This is a genomic window from Exiguobacterium sp. s46 (assembly GCF_018618875.1).
GTDB lineage: Bacteria > Bacillota > Bacilli > Exiguobacteriales > Exiguobacteriaceae > Exiguobacterium_A > Exiguobacterium_A abrahamii.
Genome location: NZ_JACSMY010000004.1, coordinates 176,904 through 192,463 on the forward strand (window position 1 = coordinate 176,904; position 15,560 = coordinate 192,463).

The 15,560-nt window shown below is 48.2% G+C and carries 16 protein-coding genes; 6 read left to right on the top strand and 10 right to left on the bottom strand.

Features of this window, described 5'->3' with window-relative positions:
* Position 1: 1 nt before the first annotated feature.
* The 4 genes from KNQ08_RS15425 to KNQ08_RS15440 form a co-directional block, all read right to left on the bottom strand.
* Positions 2-700, bottom strand: coding sequence for a lysophospholipid acyltransferase family protein (locus KNQ08_RS15425; RefSeq protein WP_029340873.1), 699 nt, complete (start codon positions 698-700; stop codon positions 2-4).
* 78 nt (positions 701-778) lie between these two features.
* Positions 779-1,036 carry a hypothetical protein gene (locus KNQ08_RS15430; protein WP_023467272.1) on the bottom strand — a complete coding sequence of 86 codons (258 nt, stop codon included), beginning with the start codon at positions 1,034-1,036 and terminating at the stop codon, positions 779-781.
* Positions 1,037-1,074: 38 nt separating this feature from the next.
* Positions 1,075-1,380, bottom strand: coding sequence for a hypothetical protein (locus KNQ08_RS15435; RefSeq protein ID WP_050678231.1), 306 nt, complete (start codon positions 1,378-1,380; stop codon positions 1,075-1,077).
* A 125-nt stretch (positions 1,381-1,505) separates the two neighbouring features.
* On the bottom strand, positions 1,506-1,673 hold the full coding sequence (locus tag KNQ08_RS15440; protein WP_023467274.1) for a hypothetical protein: 168 nt from the start codon (positions 1,671-1,673) through the stop codon (positions 1,506-1,508).
* A gap of 233 nt (positions 1,674-1,906) precedes the next feature.
* Between KNQ08_RS15440 and KNQ08_RS15445 the strand changes: the two genes are divergently transcribed.
* From KNQ08_RS15445 to map, 5 genes are all read left to right on the top strand, one after another.
* Complete coding sequence (locus tag KNQ08_RS15445) at positions 1,907-2,761, top strand: CvfB family protein (RefSeq protein WP_023467275.1); 855 nt, start codon at positions 1,907-1,909, stop codon at positions 2,759-2,761.
* Between the two features lie 332 nt (positions 2,762-3,093).
* Positions 3,094-4,653, top strand: coding sequence for a degradosome RNA helicase CshA (gene cshA / locus KNQ08_RS15450; protein WP_035398788.1), 1,560 nt, complete (start codon positions 3,094-3,096; stop codon positions 4,651-4,653).
* Between the two features lie 106 nt (positions 4,654-4,759).
* Positions 4,760-5,026 carry a hypothetical protein gene (locus KNQ08_RS15455; RefSeq protein WP_023467277.1) on the top strand — a complete coding sequence of 89 codons (267 nt, stop codon included), beginning with the start codon at positions 4,760-4,762 and terminating at the stop codon, positions 5,024-5,026.
* Between the two features lie 72 nt (positions 5,027-5,098).
* Entirely contained in the window at positions 5,099-6,289 is a 1,191-nt protein-coding gene (locus tag KNQ08_RS15460) for an EAL-associated domain-containing protein (RefSeq protein WP_023467278.1), read from the top strand.
* 13 nt (positions 6,290-6,302) lie between these two features.
* Positions 6,303-7,064 (top strand): type I methionyl aminopeptidase, encoded by a 762-nt coding sequence (map, locus tag KNQ08_RS15465; protein ID WP_023467279.1) that lies wholly within the window; start codon positions 6,303-6,305, stop codon positions 7,062-7,064.
* A 295-nt stretch (positions 7,065-7,359) separates the two neighbouring features.
* Here the strand turns inward: map and menC are convergent, their stop codons facing one another.
* The 6 genes from menC to KNQ08_RS15495 form a co-directional block, all read right to left on the bottom strand.
* Positions 7,360-8,430 (bottom strand): o-succinylbenzoate synthase, encoded by a 1,071-nt coding sequence (menC, locus tag KNQ08_RS15470; RefSeq protein WP_214725280.1) that lies wholly within the window; start codon positions 8,428-8,430, stop codon positions 7,360-7,362.
* Complete coding sequence (menE, locus tag KNQ08_RS15475) at positions 8,427-9,800, bottom strand: o-succinylbenzoate--CoA ligase (protein WP_214725278.1); 1,374 nt, start codon at positions 9,798-9,800, stop codon at positions 8,427-8,429. The genes menC and menE overlap by 4 nt, the downstream gene beginning before the upstream one ends.
* 72 nt (positions 9,801-9,872) lie before the next feature.
* On the bottom strand, positions 9,873-10,697 hold the full coding sequence (menB, locus tag KNQ08_RS15480; RefSeq protein WP_023469886.1) for a 1,4-dihydroxy-2-naphthoyl-CoA synthase: 825 nt from the start codon (positions 10,695-10,697) through the stop codon (positions 9,873-9,875).
* An 18-nt stretch (positions 10,698-10,715) separates the two neighbouring features.
* The gene (gene menH, locus KNQ08_RS15485; protein WP_214806280.1) at positions 10,716-11,492 is read right to left on the bottom strand and encodes a 2-succinyl-6-hydroxy-2,4-cyclohexadiene-1-carboxylate synthase; all 777 of its coding nucleotides are present in this window, start codon (positions 11,490-11,492) and stop codon (positions 10,716-10,718) included.
* On the bottom strand, positions 11,489-13,132 hold the full coding sequence (menD, locus tag KNQ08_RS15490; RefSeq protein ID WP_214725274.1) for a 2-succinyl-5-enolpyruvyl-6-hydroxy-3-cyclohexene-1-carboxylic-acid synthase: 1,644 nt from the start codon (positions 13,130-13,132) through the stop codon (positions 11,489-11,491). Before menD ends, menH begins: the two co-directional genes overlap by 4 nt.
* Positions 13,122-14,507 carry an isochorismate synthase gene (locus KNQ08_RS15495; protein ID WP_214772550.1) on the bottom strand — a complete coding sequence of 462 codons (1,386 nt, stop codon included), beginning with the start codon at positions 14,505-14,507 and terminating at the stop codon, positions 13,122-13,124. The genes menD and KNQ08_RS15495 overlap by 11 nt, the downstream gene beginning before the upstream one ends.
* A gap of 159 nt (positions 14,508-14,666) precedes the next feature.
* Here KNQ08_RS15495 and KNQ08_RS15500 point away from each other — a divergent pair, with 159 nt between their 5' ends.
* On the top strand, positions 14,667-15,560 hold the full coding sequence (locus tag KNQ08_RS15500; RefSeq protein WP_029340886.1) for a 1,4-dihydroxy-2-naphthoate polyprenyltransferase: 894 nt from the start codon (positions 14,667-14,669) through the stop codon (positions 15,558-15,560).

The following is a 15,560-nucleotide window of genomic DNA, read 5'->3' on the forward strand; positions in this document are numbered from 1 at the left end:
ATTAGACACCTTCTACAATCTGTTTGATTTGCTGTTCGACTGTCTGGACGAGTTCTTTCTGTGTCATCGTACTCGGATCAATCGACGGTAAGATCGTGACGTCGACCGTGGCAGGACGAATCTTACCCGTCTCCTCCATGACACGATAACTTCCTGAAATTGCGACGGGTACGACACGAGCGCCACTTGAGGTCGCGAGTGTGAAGCTACCCGCTTTGAACTCCGCCATTGGACCGCCTTTGGAGCGTGTTCCTTCCGGGAAGATGATCATCGATTGTCCGTCCTTGATCGTCTCGACACCAGAACGAATCGCTTTCAGCGATTGGCGTCGATCTTTTCGATCGATCATGACACATCCCATCAGATTCATCCAAACATTGACGATTGGAATTTTATTCACTTCGATTTTTGAGATGAATGCTTTCGGTTTATCGATTGTTCCAAGTAGAATCGGAACATCGAAGTTCCCTTGGTGATTCGAGATGAAAACGACGGGTTCGTTTGCTGGGATGTGTTCACGACCTGTTACGTTAACACGAACGCCAGCGAGTCGGAGAAGAGAGTTTGCCCAGGCGCTTGCTACACGCTGGACGAATGCATAGCGCGCGAGATGCGTTCGACGTTTTGCACTAGGTAAAAACGGTAAGGTACAGGGTAAGACAAGTCCAAAATAAATGAACCATATGACAGTACGTATCATGATGAAGTGACAGCTCCTTTTTTCATTACTGATGTTATTGTACAAAAAAAGACCGGGCGTCGCACCCGGTCTGCGTGATTATTCCCAGTAACGAGGTTCAGATTCCTCTTCGCTTTCTCCTAGTTCAAAGGTGAGGCGACGTGTCGTTGGATCAACAGAGAACGTAGCGTTCGTATTGTCGATCTGTTTGATTTCCATCGTTTCCTCATCCAAAATGAGAGTCAAGCGGACCTTATCTTCGTGATCTACGAGCAGTACGCCATCTTCCTTCAACCATAAATCGATGACAGGGGAGTAGCGAAGTGTCCAACCGTTTGATAAAGGGATTTCGTTCATAATGAATCTGTTCCTCCTAGATGATGAAATCGTGTTCTTTACTTATCATGCTGGTCTGTCGCGGAGAATGCAAGTGGTGTGCTGGAATCTTGTTGAGGATAGGAGACTTGATAAGAAAGTTCACGTTTTTTCATCCGTTCGTACTGTTTTTTGACACGACGGTGTTGGATGTATTCAATGTAAGTCAGATAGGACGTACGTATCAGCTGGCGGATTGATGATAGTGACAGACAAATCGCTAGCGTAAAGACGAACACACCGATCGAACTCGTATAATAACCGGTAACAAAACTTAAATATGTAGTGATGAGACCCGCAATCGTCGTAAATAAGTAGAAGAGCACGTCCGTTTCCTCCTCAAAAATTAAAATGATGGCATGTTCATTTAATTCGAGGTCAAACGCAATTTTCCTTTATCGTCCTGTAAATGTCCGGAAAAAATAAAAAATCCACACGGAAGGTGTAGATTTTAAGGGCGATCGATTTGCTGAAGCGCTGGTGTCTTCGGTGTCATATCCGTACTGTTCGATCCTTCTGCGAAGACAATTCCAATCGTAGCAAGGAACGCAAAAAATGCAAAAACCAATGTTTTCGTGAAGCGTCGTGCGAACGAACGCGATTGAATGTTATGAAACATTTTTATCCCCCATATTTACCTAAACTAAACCTTCTTTTTCCTGTTATTTAATCATATATCTTTTTTTCAAAAAAATCACGCAAATGTGTTCCGTTCACAAATATGTCACAACTGTCACGATTGTGTCGATATCAGAGATGAATGGAAAAAGAGTATAGTATGGTAGGGAAAGAACAGCAGAACGATTCACAAGAACTGGAATCGATTCAAATACAGAGAGGAGATGACCCGAAATGGGATTACGCGCAGGACAGGTTGTCACATTAAAAGTAGAACGCGAAGCAGAGTTCGGAGTGTTTCTGACAGATGGAAATGAAGACGTGTTGTTGCATAACAATGAACAAACACGGAAAGTAGCCCTCGATGAAGAGGTAGAAGTCTTCTTGTATCAAGATAATGAAGGGCGTCTAGCATCATCGATGACGATTCCAGAAGCTTCATTTGAAGACTATGTCAAGACGACGATTAATGGAACACGCTATAACACAGGAGTGTTCGCGAACATCGGTATTCAAAAAGACGTTCTCGTCTCACTCGACGATTTGCCGCAGCGCCGGATGTTCTGGCCAGAAGAAGGCGATCAACTCTTCATTCGTCTGAAACATGATCAGAAGCTTCGGTTACTCGGAGACCCTGCACCTTATGCATACTTCAACTTACGTGCGAAGCCAGCTCCAGAGGAGTGGAACAACATGGACGTCGAAGGTCTCGTCTTCTCACAACGTGAACCAGGCGTTAACGTCTGGGTCAACGATCAATCGATCGGATTCTTGCATGAACGTGAGATGGAACGTTGGCCGCGTCTTGGAGAAGTCTTGAAATTACGAGTGACAAATGTAAAACCAGATGGTACAGTATTACTTTCAGCACGACCACGTGCCTTTGAAGCCATTGATACAGACGCGGAGTTGATTCTGAACCATCTACTTGAACATGATGGTCAGATGCCGTATGGTGATAAGACAGCTCCCGAGACGATCGATGAAGTATTCGGTCTCAGCAAGGCAGCATTCAAACGAGCGCTCGGTCGCCTGTTGAAAGATAAAAAAATAGAAAAAAATGAAACGGGTATTCGGTTGACGAAATAATCGGACCGAGTAAGCCTGCGTTTCGAATAGATAGTAAGGAATTCATCATTTTGGTGGTTGCGGCTGGTTTGATTACCGGCGACCATTTACTGAATATACCCCATCACTAGTGGGGGCACGCGATGACGTACATCGCACGGTCCGGGCACTTCGCCTTTCCCTCGCCCTTATGGCAACGATTATGATGGTGACTTCCCTAAACATTATTATGAGAGAAACCACTCTATCTTTATGTGATAGATTCTGTTATAATAGGTAGTCGATTGTATTCGTTACGGTAGCGTCTGTTTAGTGGCAGACGCTTTTCATATGACAAAGGAGAGTATTTAGCATTGACAACATTTCGTGAATTAAATCTTAGTGAGGCACTTATCAAAGGTGTCCTAAAAATGGGCTTCGAAGAAGCAACACCAATCCAAGCAGAAACAATTCCAGTCGGACTCAGCGGCGTTGACTTAATTGGTCAAGCACAAACAGGTACTGGTAAAACTGCAGCATTCGGTATCCCAACAATCGAGCGTCTTGACGCAAAATCACGCAACATCCAAGCGTTGATTCTTGCTCCAACACGTGAGCTCGCAATCCAAGTAGCAGAAGAATTGAACCGGATCGGTGAAGTAAAACGCGTTCATGCACTTCCTGTTTACGGCGGTCAGCAAATCGATCGTCAAATCCGCGCACTTCGCAAAAATCCACAAATCGTCGTTGCGACACCAGGACGTTTGATGGACCACATGAACCGTAAGACGTTGAACCTCGATCACGTTCAAACGGTCATCCTTGACGAAGCAGATGAGATGTTGAACATGGGATTCGTCGAAGACATCGAGAAAATCCTCGGTGCACTTCCTGAAACACGTCAAACACTCTTATTCTCAGCAACGATGCCACCACAAATTCGTAAAATCGCAGATCGTTTCATGACGACTCCGACACACATCAAAGTCAAAGCAAAAGAAATGACAGTTGAAAACATCGACCAGTCATTCATCGAATTGAAAGAAAGCCAAAAATTCGACGTTCTTTGCCGTTTGATCGACACGGATTCTCCAGAACTCTCAATCATCTTCGGTCGTACGAAAAAACGTGTTGACGAAATGACTGAAGGTTTGATCCAACGTGGATACACAGCTGACGGTTTACACGGTGACTTAACACAAGCAAAACGTGACCAAGTCATCCGTCGTTTCAAAAAAGGAACGATTGATATCCTCGTCGCGACAGACGTTGCAGCACGTGGTCTTGACATCTCTGGTGTCACACACGTCTACAACTTCGACGTCCCACAAGATCCAGAGAGCTATGTTCACCGGATCGGTCGTACGGGTCGTGCTGGTAAAACAGGATCGGCTGTCACATTCGTTACACCACGTGAATTCGGTCAAATCAAAACAATCGAACGTGTCACGAACAAAAAAATGTCACGTCGTCATGCACCAACACTTGATGAAATCTTAGAAGGCAACTTGAAGCTTGCTGCACAAGAACTCATCAAACGCGTTGAAGCAAAAGACTCAAAAGAATATACGACACTTGCACAAGAACTCTTAGAAGAGTACGAAGCAGTGGAACTTCTTTCAGCAGCACTTAAAGGATTGACGAAAGAGCCGGATGCAACACCAGTCCAAATCTCTTCAATCGAACCAATCCGCGTGAAACGTTTCGGTAGCAACGGTGGTGGAAACCGTCGTCCTTACGGAAACAAAGGTGGAAGTGGAAGCGGCAACCGCAGTGGCGGATACCGTGGAAACAACCCGCGCGGTGGCGAGCGTCGTGAAGGTGGTCGTTCATCTTCTTCATCAGATCGTCGTGAAGGCGGTTATGCTGGACGTAGCAACCGTAGCGAAAGCGATCGTAACCGTGGTGGACGTAAACCACGTTTTGAAAAGTAAACGATTCGAACCGATTTGTCACAGACAAGTCGGTTCTTTTTTATGATTTATCTGAGCGGTCATGATAAAATGAGCCATGAACGATAGGGAGAGGGCTGAATCATTCGTGTATACCATTTATGTAGCAGCATCCGTCTGTCTCGTTGCACTGATCGTCGCGACGAAAAAGATTTGTGAGCGGACGACAAAAGGACATTTTCGTTATATTCCGTTGGCGACCTTATTATTTGGCGGCATCATCTTTCTTGTGCTAGCCATCGGTAAGGGAGGAGCCGTCGGAATCCAATACGGTGTCCTGAGTATCATCTACTTGACGGCGACATTCGGTGTGTACTTGTATATCGCATTGCGGAAAGATACGACGTTATCGTAAAACAGGGGCTCTCTCGTTACAGAGAGGCTCTTTTTTTGTTAAGATAGAACAAGAGTACAAGGGGGGAATAGAATGGATGCATTAGATGTCATCGTTCATCCCGAAGAGATAGAGGCATGGTTTCAACCGATCGTAGGCGCTGCCCCTTTTAAGGTGGAAGGGTATGAAATCCAGTCCCATTTTCGTGGAGAACCGTTAAAACCATTTTTTCAGGAAGACGATGTTCCAATCGAGTATCAACTCGAAGTCATGGGGCATGTCGTCCGTCAAGCATTCCAAAAAGTACCCTCCGATGCACAAGCGTTTATTCTGATCCGTTGTCGTCCAGCTTGGCTGTTTGAAAACGGTGGGGAGGACTTCTTGCATGTCTTACGGACGGTCGACTCGTCGTTTCCAAAAGAGCGGATGTACGTTACTTTGACGGATGTCCAAGTCGATGATTTTGACCGTCTGGGTCGGATCGTCGCGTATTACCAGAACTCTGGACTGAAGGTAGCGCTGGACCGTGCGGAAGCAACGAGTCTTGAACGTGTCTTTTCGATGTCGCCGGATATGTTGATCGTCGATTTATCCTCCATGATTGAAAAAAAGACCGTCTCAGCGTCGTATCCACATCTCTTACAGACGATGGAGCATCTTTGCGACCAGCTTGGAGCGCCACTTTTGTATAAGAATATCAGTCATCTCGGTCAACTTCGGTATGCGTGGCAACACGGAGGACGTTACTACATGGGGAATCTACTTGGAGAAGCATCACCTGAATGGGTCATGACCTGTCCTGGTATGGAAGTGTTGATCCATGAAGTCCCGATGTTTTATAAATATGATCGCGAGCAGATGAATCGCTTGTTTCAGCTAGAGCAAGACTGGACGGTTCGATTTAATGAAGATTGTCAGTCCTTGAAGCCGGAGCAAGATCTCGATCAATGGTTGCTGACGCTTGCCCGGAAGATGGAGCCGGAATTCATCCGGTTTTATATCACGGATGCGAATGGATTCCAACAATCTTCAAACGTCAGTAAAAAGAGTGGGGAGTGGAAACTGTATTCCTTCTACAAAGGGTACAACTGGAGTTTCCGTCCTTACTTCATCCGGACGACGGTAGCGATGGAACGACGACATAGTGGATATTTGTCCGAACGGTACGTCGACTTCAGCTCGAGTGAACAAACGCGGACATTTAGTATGCCGCTCAGTAATGGGATGTTCTTATTTGCGGATATCTCTGCAGATTATCTATATCAAGAACGATTGAGTGAATGAGGAGGAAATGAAAGTGTTAGATTATGATTACGAGGCATTACGAGAAATTGGACGAATCGTCGCCATGGCACGCGATGAGATGGCGGATGCCGTCAAACCGGGAATCACGACGAAGGAACTCGATGACATCGGAGCACGCATCCTGAAGGAACAGGGAGCAGAGTCTGCTCCAATCGTCATGTACGATTTCCCAGGAGCGACATGTATCAGTGTCAACGATATCGCAGCACACGGTATCCCAGGGAAGTATGTCATTCAAGAAGGTGATATCGTCAATGTCGATGTCTCGGCTGTGAAGAACGGTTACTACTCGGACACAGGGAAGACGGTCATCGCAGGAGAAGCAAAACGTCCGGAAGATGTCCGACTCGTTGAAGTGTCATTGACGGCGCTTGAGAAAGGACTTGAAAAAGTCAAAGCCGGAACGAAGGTCAACCAGATCGGAAAAGCAATCTATGCCGAAACACGTAAGAGCGGTTTCACGGTCATCCGTAACTTAGCGGGACATGGTCTCGGTAAGACACTTCATGGTGAGCCAGAATCCATCTCGAACTACTTCAATCGTGAAGAGAATGATTTGTTGAAGGAAGGCCAAGTCATCGCTGTCGAGACGTTCATTTCAACAGGAGATGAGTTCTGTATCGAAGATGAGCGGGACGGTTGGACGTTATACACACCGAACCGGAGCCTCGTCTCACAATTCGAGCACACGGTCGTCGTCTTGAAGGACGGGTATGAGATTTTGACGAAAGTCGAAGGCAAAGAATCGTTCTAAGAAAAGCTCATATAGTAAAACACGAGAAGGGGGCTGACTCAAAAGTCAGTTTCCACAAAGGTAAGGGTGGCAGAATGATAATCTGCCACCCTTATTTCATAACAAAAAGAATGACGCGTTTCACGCAACTCCTACAGAAAAAAGCGCATCTTTGCGCTGTCAGAGACAAACAAGCCCCGCTTTCCTGCTTGAATAAGGCAGGAAAGAGGGGCTTTGTGTCTCGACTGAGGAAAGGGCGTGAAAAGACCCGTCATTCTTTTTTGAGTCAGCCTTCTTTTTCGTCGTAGTGCTCCTATTATAAGGATATCCGGGACGTTGCCAATTTGTTTAACTGTGACTCGGATACGGCTGGAGCGGAATAACGAATGTGTCCGTGTTCGACATGATACGGGGTCTCAAGCAAATCTTCTTCGAAATAATCGGCAGTACTTGCCATATCGATCGGATAAGCGAGTCCAGGCAGTGTTGCAAAAGCAAGGGTCTGACGACGCCCGATACCGCTCTCGAACATCCCACCGAGCCAGTAGGGTGCTTTTGTTCGAAGGGACAAAGCGTTCGTCAGTCCACCGACGCGTGCCGGCTTGATGTTCAGAATCTGACCAGCGTGGAGCGTCTGCATCAACTCGGCATCCACTGGAGCGACGATGGATTCATCCAGACAAATCGGTGTCTGTAAGAGTCTAGCGAGACGTTGATGTCCGGACCAATCCGACGCTGCGAGCGGCTGTTCCATCATAACGAGACCGAATGAATCCCACTGTTGTAATAGAGGGAAGTCTGCTTCAGTGAAGCTGCCGTTAGCGTCAAACATCAAGGGCGCATCAGGGAAAGCGGCACGTACTTGCTCAAGAACGACGGTATCCGTCGGAGCGAGCTTCAGCTTGATCCGTCCATATCCGGAAGCGATCGCTTGTCCGACGGCTTCGACGGTCTGTGCTGCAGAAGCCCGTCCGAGTGCTTTCCCGCAAGGTACGAGAGATGATTCATCACCTCCGAGATACGTGGCGAGCGATTGACCGGTAGCTGCTGCGAATAATTCATAGATCGCTCCTTCGAACATCGCCTTTGCCATCGGATTACCTTGCACGATGTGGAAGCGATCCGTAACGTCTGCTGGATGATGGAGCGGTTGTTCAAGTAATCGATACAGCAGCGGAGCGATTCCTTGAAGAGAGTGCTGCGTTTCCGATGTATACCACGGTGTATCAAACGCGACACCTTCCCCGTAACCGATTCGTCCTTCCGAATCAGTCAGACGCAAAATCGTCGTCCGACGTACTGTCAGCGTCGAGAGGGCGGTTTGCATCGGACGACGAAAAACGAGCGGAACATCGAACAGTTCGGCAGACCGGAGAGTGATACTCATAATGACTCCTTCAGTTGCTTCCGCAATAGTTTACCGTTCGCATTGCGTGGCAGCGCGCTATGATAGATATAATCAACCGGACACTTATATTTAGCGAGCAATTGACTGATTTCCGTTCGGACGATGACTTCATCGAGTGTGCTGACGATGAAGGCGACCGGAACCTGTCCCCATTTAGCATCAAATCGTCCGACGACACCTGCTTCTTGAATTCCATCAATCGAGAGAAGTGCTGATTCGACTTCAGCTGGATAAATGTTTTCCCCACCTGAGATGATGAGGTCGCTTCGACGATCGAGGACATAGAGGTATCCATCGGCGTCCAGACGTCCTAAGTCACCAGTCTTGAAAAAACCGTCTGCCGTAAACGCTTCTGCCGTTTTCTCTTCCTCATGAAAATAGCCTTTCATGATCGTCGGGCCTTTGACTTCGATCTCTTGGTGACGCGTAATGCGGATTTGCGTCGGATGAATCGCTTGTCCGGCCGATCCGATCTTTCGTAAGGCATCCTCTGGCAAAAGAGTCGCGATTTGAGAAGCTGTTTCCGTCATCCCGTATGTCTGCATGACCGGGATATTACGATCAAGGGCACGCGTCAGAATCGGTAATGGAACAGGACCGCCTCCTGTCAGTACGACGCGAAGCGCGTGGCGACGTAGTCCGGCTTCGAGTAAACGATCAAGCATGACCGAGACGAGTGAGACATGGGTGATCTTTTCTGTCGTAATCCAGTGCAGGGCGCGTTCTGGTGAAAAATGTGGCTCGAGAATGATCGGTACTCCATAGATGACCGCCCGGTAGACGACAGCTAACCCACTCATGTGGAACAGCGGCGTGACGATCAAAAAACGATCCTCTGGCAGTGATCCAATATGACGCGCGGCGTTCGTTGCACTCGAGAAATGATTCAACATCGTTTGTTCGACGGCTTTCGGATGTCCGGTCGTACCACTCGTAAAGAGCATCGATTGGACGTATTGCTTTGGCATATGGCGTATTAACAGGTCAGGCGCTTCTTTTTCATAAGAGAAAGCACGGCACGGAATCCTTGTATCAAGTGTCCGGTCCGTCACGATGAGCCGTACATCTGCCTGCTTGAATTGACGTAATACTTCCGTTTGCGTCAAACGTGTGTTGATCGGGACGACGGTCAGTTCGAGCAATTGAGCTGCGTGAAGTGCGACGATGTAGCGCGCACTCGATGGACCGTACAGGGCGATCCGGTCTCCACGTGTCACGATCGTCGCCCAAGTACTCGCTAAGCGATGCGCGCGTGCATATAGTTCGGACCACGACCAACGCTCTGTTTCCGTAATGAGTGCGATGTCATCCGGCTGTTCTTTTGCCCGTGTATAGATCCAAGGATACAAAATAGTCACTTCCTTTTGAGATGAATATACGAAAAAGGTTCAATGTCGTAAGACGATTGAACCTTTTTTTCATTATGGGAAACGCGGGAACTGTCCGAAGTCCGGGTTGCGTTTTTCTTTGAACGCATCGCGTCCTTCTTTTGCTTCGTCCGTTGTGTAGTACAACAATGTTGCATCTCCTGCGAGTTGCTGAATCCCTGCAAGACCATCTGAATCAGCATTGAATGCCGCTTTAAGGAAACGAAGAGCCGTTGGTGAATGTTGAAGGATTTCAGCACACCATTGAATCGTTTCTTGCTCGAGATCTGCGAGTGGGACGACCGTGTTGACGAGTCCCATATCAAGTGCTTGCTGTGCGTCATATTGACGGCAGAGGTACCAGATTTCACGCGCTTTCTTGTGTCCAACAACGCGTGCGAGGTAACCAGAGCCATATCCAGCATCGAATGAACCAACTTTTGGACCAGTTTGTCCGAAGCGGGCGTTGTCTGCAGCGATCGTCAAGTCACACACGAGGTGAAGGACGTGTCCGCCGCCAATCGCATAACCTGCGACCATAGCGATGACTGGTTTTGGAATGACACGAATCAAACGTTGAAGATCAAGAACGTTCAAGCGTGGAATTTCATCGTCACCGACATATCCACCATGTCCACGTACCTTTTGATCTCCGCCAGAACAGAATGCGAGATCGCCTTCACCTGTTAAGATGATGACGCCGACATTTTGATCGTCACGTGCACGTGAAAATGCGTCGATGAGTTCGTGGACCGTGTGTGGTCGGAACGCATTGCGAACTTCAGGACGGTTGATCGTGATTTTCGCGATCCCGTTCCATTGTTCATATTTGATGTCTTCATAGCTGCGGGCTGATACCCATTCCGGAGCATATTTCATGTGAATTCCCCCAATATGTTAGTGATGAATAAGTAGATTCTCTACCATTGTAACAAACTTTTGCGGTTGGTCGATATGTGGGGCGTGCGAAGCGTGCAAAATCACGTGAATTTTTTCAGGTGATGCCGCTCGTGAAGCGATGGCACGGAATTTTTCATCCTCTGCCCCGACGATCCAATCAATCTCTTTCGGAAGGCATGACCATAGGGATGGCATGCTTCCTGTACCTTGTGCACGTAACGAAGCACTCAGACCTTCCACCGTTTGGGACAGGCGCTCCTGACGCAGTCGCGTACGTTGCGATTCCGGGAGAAGGGCTTGGGGTTTAAATAGTCCAAGTGTCTCCCAGTAATCGATGAAAGCTTCGAGTCCGCCTTTTTCGAGTCGCTCCGCAAGCAATCGATCCGATGTACGACGTACTTTTCGCTCGATTGCCGTCTGGATACCCGGTGTCGTACTAACAGCGATTGTCCGAGCGATTTGCTCAGAGACGACGCTCAGTATTAAAGCGATTCGTCCACCCATCGAATATCCGAGGACGATCCATGGCTCGGATCGCATAGCGAGCAGTGCCTCGAGATCCTTGACCTGTTGCGTCAAACGCATTCGTTGCTCAGACGCCGGTGTCGTTTTTCCATGTCCCATCAAATCGAGGCGATAGACGGTGAAGTGAGGCGATAGATGCTCACTTAGCATGTCCCACGTTGAGAGGGAGCCTGTAAAACCATGAAGCAATAGGAGCGGTGGACCAGATCCCTCGATTTTCACATGATACGTATGCCCACGCAAAATCATTGGAATACCTCGGCTAACGCTTGATTTGTCACGTCCCAGATCGAACGGTGCATCTGTACGTTTTCTGTTCGTGTCGTCTTGACTTCAAGAATCCGAGTGACGTTCGTCTCTTCCGCAAGTGCTTGACGTAACGCGGCGATTGAATCAATCGCCTGATAGGTTACGCCGTATCCGGAAGCGAGGGAAGCGAAGTCGAGATGCTGCGGTGTACCGAAGAGTGGTTCGAAAACATCTTGATCGAGTTGTTGCTGTGGTAAAAAGCTAAAGATGCCGCCACCCGCATTGTTGACGAGAATGATCGTTAACGGAAGTGTGCGTGCTGTCATCAGCCCATTGATATCGTGAATGAACGCCAAGTCGCCGACGAGTAAGTAGCGATGTGTGGCATCAAACGTTGCTCCGAGCGCACTGGAAAGAATCCCGTCGATCCCGTTCGCACCTCGGTTCGCGAGTAGACGAAGGGGTGTTCCTGTCGGCAGGAACGTATCGACGTCCCGAATCGGCATACTGTTCGAAACGAATAGACTTCCGTCTTGTAACGTCGTCAACGCACGGACGACGTTATACTCTGTCATTTCTTCTTGATCAATTGTCGCAAAAGCATCGGCGACGCGTCGCTCCGCCTGTTGCAACAGTTCGAGGTACTTAGGGTCGTGCGGAACAGATTCATGATGCGCGAGTTGTCGCGCGTGACCAATCACGAAATCCGAATGAAGCTGTGGATCGCGCCAGTTTCCTGGATGACCGACGACCGTCGTCGGAATATCCCGAGACCAAAGCAGATAAGGTTTTGACGTCGGCATGGCACCGAAACGAATGATTCGATCTGGTCGGACGTGCTGTGCGGTAGCTGGATGTTTGAGCCATGTATCGTAATAGGCAAAAACGTGAGCATCATGCGATTGTCGTCCTTGACTGAGTGGATCCGCTAACACCGGAATCCCTGCTTGTTTCGCATACGAGATGACAACCTGACTGTCCACCGCAGTGAGTTGTGGTCCAAGTACAAAAAGAAGACGCTCTTCTTGCAGTGCGGTCGCTAAAGCGTTGTTTACTCCCGGTGTCGGTTCAGGTAAAACACCGACCGGACGTCCTGTCCGTAAGAGATCGAGTTCCGGCACGAGGGGTTCACGTAACGGAACATTGATTTGAACCGGGCCTGCTGGTTCCGTCAGAGAGAGTAGGGTTGCACGTTGTGCGACATGAGCGACGTAAGGAAGGCTCGCTTCTTCTGCTAACGGAAGATCAAACGCATGCCGAACCTGCTTCCCGTACAGACCGATCTGATCAATGGCTTGTGGCGCACCGACATTCCGTAATTCATGTGGTCGATCGGCGGTCAAGACGATCAACGGAAGTTCAAAAATATTCGCTTCGGTCACTGCTGAATAATAGTTCGTTGCAGCGGTACCGCTTGTACAAATCAACGCAACGGGACGAACACGTTCTTCCGTCCGTGTTAGACCTAAAGCAAAAAAACTAGCCGACCGTTCGTCAACAAGGACGTGGGTACGGCTAGAAGGATGCAGAAAAGCAGCAATAGCAAGTGGTGTCGAACGGGAACCGGGACTGATGACGAAGTCCCGGACACCAGAAGCGACGAGCGTATCGATTAACATGTGCATCCACTTAGTCAACATAAATATCATCCTTTTCAATCGAACCGACGTGTCCAAGTGCTTGTAACATCGGTGATAGTTTAGTTTCCGTCTCTGCCAGTTCACTATCGAGATGAGAGCCTTCGACGAGACCGCAACCGGCATAAAGAATGACCGCCCGTTCTGTAAACAATCCAGATCGAATGGCAACGATGAATTCCCCGTCATCCTGTCCGTTCATCCAACCAACAGGTGAACCGTACCATCCTCGTTCAAACGTCTCGATTTCTTGGATGGCATCGACTGCTAACTGCTTGGGTTCGCCCCCAAGCGCAGGTGTCGGATGCAGTTTTTCGATCAATTGGAATAACGTTACATCTTCTTTTAAATGAGCTGTGATCGGTGTATAAAGATGTTGGATATGGCGATTCTTCAAGAGAATCGGCGTATCCGGACAATCCAGTTCCTCTGAAAATACAGATAATGTCCGTTCGATCGAATCCGCGACGATTCCGTGCTCCACCCGATTCTTTTGATCTTGTAATAACGATTGACCGAGTGCTTCGTCCATCTCATCCGTTGCGTGGCGTGGTGCAGAACCAGCGACGGCTGCCGTTTCAAGACGACGTCCACGTTTTAAGACGAGTCGTTCCGGTGTAGCACCGATAAAGGCTTCTTCCGGGTTTGGTTGGAAACAGAAGACGTAGCTGCCGGGCTGCGTATCTTCGAGTTCAGCGACGACAGCGGCTACGTCGAGTGGACGATCCAGCTCATAGACGACTTCGCGCGCCAGGACGATTTTTTCAAGTGTCGTCTCCAAGTAGTGCATAGCTTGATGAAACGAAGCTTCAAAGGCTTCATTCCCATCTCGCGATAGTCGTAAGCGCGTGGCGCCTGCCGCAGTCGATGGTTGCGGTTGATTGACTTTGGCGAAATCGAGTGAGAGTTCATTTAAGATAGAATCGACTTGATCCATTGGCTCGACGCGAGCAAAAATCGTCACACGTGTCTTGCCATCTTGTTCTAGAAATAAAAACTTCGGAATCGTCATCGAAGCGTCTCCGAAGGAAGACCAACGATAATCCGGTTGTTTAAGTTCGGTAAACGAAAATCCGCTGAACGCAAATAAATCATGACCGACATGATCGCGATTCAAGTTTGCCCATTGCGATTGAATTCGTAAAAAACGATCCGTTCCTGAAGCCTGGAGTTGTTGTACGATGCCAAACCCGATGGCCCGCATCGAGCGATCAGGTGTCGCGAAATAAAATCGTTCCTCGATACCCTGTTCGAGGGAACGCATGTCAGTTGCTTCGATTTCCCATGAATACGAAGCGAGTATAGGTCGTTGTGAGGCGTTCGCCTGACTGACGGCCTGTTCGATACACTGTTTTAGCTCTTGTTGAGCGTAAGCCATACCGCTCATTGCCCCCTAGTCTATAGATACTGTGATATGTTTCACTTAATCTAAGTGTAAACTTTTTGCGGACAAAAAAGAAGGAATAAGCTATCTCGGATTGAACATTGACAGCAAAAAACGAAACCCGATACACTTAGACAGGAAAGGGGTTATTATATGAATAAATCAATCGCTGTCTATTGGCGAATGACACGACCGCATACATTAACAGCAAGTTTTGTTCCGGTCGTCGTCGGTACGGCAGTTGTCGCACCACGCGTGGAATCGATACGCTTGGATTTGTTCGTGGCGATGTTGATCGCATCGATGCTGATTCAAATCGCAACGAATCTGTTCAATGAATACTACGATTACAAACGTGGTTTAGATACGGAGGAGTCGGTCGGAATCGGTGGATCGATCGTTCGTGACGGATTCAAGCCGGGGACGATTCTAGCGTTCGCACTTACATTGTACGGCATTTCGGCATTACTCGGTGTGTATCTGTGCATCGAGACATCGTGGTGGTTACTTGTCGTAGGACTCATTTCAATGTTCGTCGGATATATCTATACAGGAGGACCGCTTCCGATCGCCTATACACCATTTGGAGAGGTCGTTGCAGGCTTTTTCATGGGATATATCATCATCGCGATTTCTGCGTACTTACAAATTGGTTATGTTCCGACAGAAGCCGTTGCGATTTCGGTACCAGTCGCCATCTTGATTGGTTCGATCCTACTTGCGAATAACATTCGTGACTTGGATAATGATAAGGTCAACGGACGAAAAACGATTGCCTGTCTCGTCGGACATCGCCGTGCCGTGTACGTCTTGATCGGATTTTTTGCGGCGGCTGTCCTGTCTCTCATTATTGCCGTACTCGCATTTGAAGTCTCATGGTTTGCGTTACTCGCGTTATTGAGTATTCCGCTCATGATCAAAGCGGTCCGTCTCTTCTGGGAAGACTTACCACCGGAAAAGCTGATGCCTGGCATGGCACAGACCGGTAAAGTGAACACGATTTTCGGACTCTTACTCGCAATCAGTCTCGTGATTGCGAATATCTGA

Bases quoted from the DNA above. Each gene is read 5' to 3' on its own strand.
- KNQ08_RS15425 (WP_029340873.1), bottom strand. From the start codon at position 700: ATGATACGTACTGTCATATGGTTCATTTATTTTGGACTTGTCTTACCC.
- KNQ08_RS15430 (WP_023467272.1), bottom strand. From the start codon at position 1,036: ATGAACGAAATCCCTTTATCAAACGGTTGGACACTTCGCTACTCCCCT.
- KNQ08_RS15440 (WP_023467274.1), bottom strand. From the start codon at position 1,673: ATGTTTCATAACATTCAATCGCGTTCGTTCGCACGACGCTTCACGAAA.
- KNQ08_RS15445 (WP_023467275.1), top strand. From the start codon at position 1,907: ATGGGATTACGCGCAGGACAGGTTGTCACATTAAAAGTAGAACGCGAA.
- KNQ08_RS15460 (WP_023467278.1), top strand. From the start codon at position 5,099: ATGGATGCATTAGATGTCATCGTTCATCCCGAAGAGATAGAGGCATGG.
- menC (WP_214725280.1), bottom strand. From the start codon at position 8,430: ATGAGTATCACTCTCCGGTCTGCCGAACTGTTCGATGTTCCGCTCGTT.
- menB (WP_023469886.1), bottom strand. From the start codon at position 10,697: ATGAAATATGCTCCGGAATGGGTATCAGCCCGCAGCTATGAAGACATC.
- menH (WP_214806280.1), bottom strand. From the start codon at position 11,492: ATGATTTTGCGTGGGCATACGTATCATGTGAAAATCGAGGGATCTGGT.
- menD (WP_214725274.1), bottom strand. From the start codon at position 13,132: ATGTTGACTAAGTGGATGCACATGTTAATCGATACGCTCGTCGCTTCT.
- KNQ08_RS15495 (WP_214772550.1), bottom strand. From the start codon at position 14,507: ATGGCTTACGCTCAACAAGAGCTAAAACAGTGTATCGAACAGGCCGTC.
- KNQ08_RS15500 (WP_029340886.1), top strand. From the start codon at position 14,667: ATGAATAAATCAATCGCTGTCTATTGGCGAATGACACGACCGCATACA.